Origin of the sequence: Sulfitobacter sediminis (assembly GCF_040811725.1) — a bacterium.
Classification (GTDB): Bacteria; Pseudomonadota; Alphaproteobacteria; order Rhodobacterales; family Rhodobacteraceae; genus Sulfitobacter; species Sulfitobacter sediminis.
This window is the reverse complement of the sequence record NZ_JBFNXX010000106.1, coordinates 1-476: the sequence shown is the minus strand read 5'-3', so window position 1 is coordinate 476 and position 476 is coordinate 1. Positions and strand designations below refer to the sequence as shown.

Below are 476 nucleotides of genomic sequence, written 5' to 3'. Positions count from 1 at the left end.
GGACACGCCGCGCAATCCTGTTTCCGGGCGTAGTATTTCTTGAAGCCATCCTTGCCGAACGCCGGGCGCCCCTTTGAGATGTTTCGCCAGTACGGCTTCAGTTCCTTACCGCCGGGACATTTGTATGCATCGATGTCGGGATCGTAGGTGAACTCGGTGGCAGGAAAGGCGCCGTCCTTGCGCTCGGACTTGTCGAAGACCGGGATGTGGGGTTCGATGCCTTGCTCTTTCACAAGCCAGCCAAGCATCTCCGCCGCACCATAGGCCGTGTCTGCGGCCAGCAGCCATGGGTGTAGGTCGAAACGATCCTGTGTTCTCACCAGCATGTCGCGCACGGCACCAACTTCCGCCTGCCGTATCGGCGCAGTCGCTTCGACATCCACGATGATCGCATGGTCCAGATCGACGAGGTAGTTGGTGCTGTACGCAAAGAAGGGCCTGTCTCCGTTGGCGCCAGTCAATCGCGCGGCCGGGTC

At 60.3% G+C, this 476-nt stretch carries 1 pseudogene; it reads right to left on the bottom strand.

Going from position 1 to position 476, the window contains the following annotated elements:
- A pseudogene (locus AB2B41_RS23365) lies at nt 1–476 on the bottom strand (IS5/IS1182 family transposase); the annotation flags it as partial.